Annotated in this window: 1 protein-coding gene and 1 pseudogene; one reads left to right on the forward strand and one right to left on the reverse strand. The window is 46.1% G+C overall.

Going from position 1 to position 2103, the window contains the following annotated elements:
- Positions 1–347 precede the first annotated feature (347 nt).
- Positions 348–1856: a serine/threonine-protein kinase gene (locus tag PX636_RS06665; RefSeq protein ID WP_288116558.1), complete on the forward strand. Its 1509-nt coding sequence runs from the start codon at positions 348–350 to the stop codon at positions 1854–1856.
- 111 nt (positions 1857–1967) lie between these two features.
- Here PX636_RS06665 and PX636_RS06670 read toward each other — a convergent pair.
- Positions 1968–2103 (reverse strand): annotated as a pseudogene (locus tag PX636_RS06670) (RNA-guided endonuclease TnpB family protein); the annotation flags it as partial.

The raw sequence follows: 2103 nt of genomic DNA on the forward strand, positions 1-2103 counted from the left end.
ACACCAAAATCTTAACTCCTGACTCCTGACTCCTCAAAACCTAAGACTCTGTACCTCACAACTATGGGAATTGCTATATATGTTAAAAATGATGCTTTTAGCCCGAAAAAAAGGTTCTTCGGTTTGTGTTATGTGATGGACGGGGGTTATAAGGGATGAAACCCTTATAGAGAAAGACATGGCTGCGATTTTTGCCAATTGTTTTCGATCTAGAACGAGCTAATCAATTAAGTCTCTTGCCAGATAAGGATTTAGTCGATTTATGCCCCCTGCTCGAACCAGACCAAGTAACGAAGAACCAAAACTCTCTCCACCAGACTCACTATAATTAACACAGTAGCCTAGCTATGTCGGCAGAATCTAGACATCGGAGCTTACTTGCCAATCGATACCAACTGGTCGAGTTGATCGGTAGCGGCGCCATGGGACAAGTATATCGAGCAGAAGATAAACTATTAGGTGGCGTAACCGTCGCCGTGAAATTCCTCTCGCAAACTCTCCTCAACAAAAGAATGCGTGAGCGCTTCGAGCGAGAGGCGACTATTTCGGCACTTTTAGGCGAAAAAAGTATTCATATTGTTAAAGTTCGTGATTATGGTGTAGATGACAAGGAAGTCCCCTTCTACGTCATGGAATTTTTGCAGGGGGAGAGCATGAGTGAAATCATCAAACATCAGCCGCTGCCCCTCCCGCGCTTTCTCAATCTCACCCGTCAGATTTGTTTCGGCCTGGAATGCGCCCATAAGGGTATTATCTTCCAAGGGGAGATGTGTCCGATTATTCACCGGGACATCAAACCAAGCAATATTATGGTGATTCAGGACTCAGGATTAGGGGAATTGGTGAAAATTCTCGATTTTGGCATCGCTAAACTCATCCAATCGGGAGAATCCCAAACCCAATCTTTTATGGGAACCTTAGCCTATTGTTCCCCAGAACAGATGGAAGGTAAAGAACTCGATCATCGTTCCGATATCTACAGTTTTGGGATTATGATGTACGAGATGCTCACGGGAGAAACGCCCGTTTTTCCCAATAATCCCTCCTTTGGCAGTTGGTATGAGGTTCACCACTACGCCGAACCCCGTTCCTTTAATTCTAGCTTGCAATTACCGCCAGAATTAGAACAGTTAATCCTGCGCTGCTTGGCCAAAGCACCCAGCGATCGCCCTTCAAGTGTTACAGATATACTACAACGTCTCGAACGACTTGAACCCCTAGTCAAAAATGAAATAGTCAAAAAAACCGACGATTACACCAGCAAAATCAAAACCCTTGATGATTTAAATCAAACCATTGTTTCTGCTGCTAATGCGAGGGATATCTGTCTCAAGTCCAGTTGGCCCGAGGATAAACCGCGCCAAAAAATTGTCTTCTCACGCTGTCTCCGGGCTGCTGACGGCGTTTTTGCCAGTTTATGGGTAATGTTGGCTCGAGAGGATATCGCCGTCCGGGTTGCTAGTGTCCGTTATAATCAATTCCTCTTTTTACCCGCACCCCACCCGATGATTCTCTGGATTACTGTCCTCTATCATCGTCAATGGGGACCCCGCTGGTTGCCCTGTTATTTGGACTTAAAAACCCCCCAAGGTCAAAAAATGACCAAAACCCTCGCCGAAACCGGTCAATACTGGATTTTATTTTTCCCCCTCGAAGGCGGCCCTATCTGTGAAAATGTGATCACCGCTAATATTCCCGCCAATCAATGCCAAATTTTGCAGCAATGGGTGACAGATAGTCAATCGGGCCAGGGTGGCAACCCGCAAATTAGCAAGCGGATGTTAAAACAGAAACTCGAGCAACTTAAACCCCAGATTCTGGCCAAATTAGCGTCAGAACTGGCCGGGCAGCCCTAAAAAATCAGGGGGGTATTAACTAACCCCTTTTTTATTGAACAAGGTGGAGGCAATGTTTGTAATAAACCTTTGACATCCTCACCGCCGTAAACGGACGGTGATTCCCAAACCTCACGATTTAGGTTTCTGCTTCTTTCCCTTGCGGGGTTCCGCACGTGGCTTAAGCGATGTGCTCGGTTCTGGTCTTCTGGTCGCTCTACAGACTGACACCGCAAGTCCTGCGGCCAAAATATTTGTACTGGCGTTA

This window comes from Microcystis sp. M53598_WE2 (assembly GCF_030067735.1).
In the GTDB taxonomy this organism is placed as follows: domain Bacteria; phylum Cyanobacteriota; class Cyanobacteriia; order Cyanobacteriales; family Microcystaceae; genus Microcystis; species Microcystis aeruginosa.

Bases quoted from the DNA above. Each gene is read 5' to 3' on its own strand.
- PX636_RS06665 (WP_288116558.1), top strand. From the start codon at position 348: ATGTCGGCAGAATCTAGACATCGGAGCTTACTTGCCAATCGATACCAA.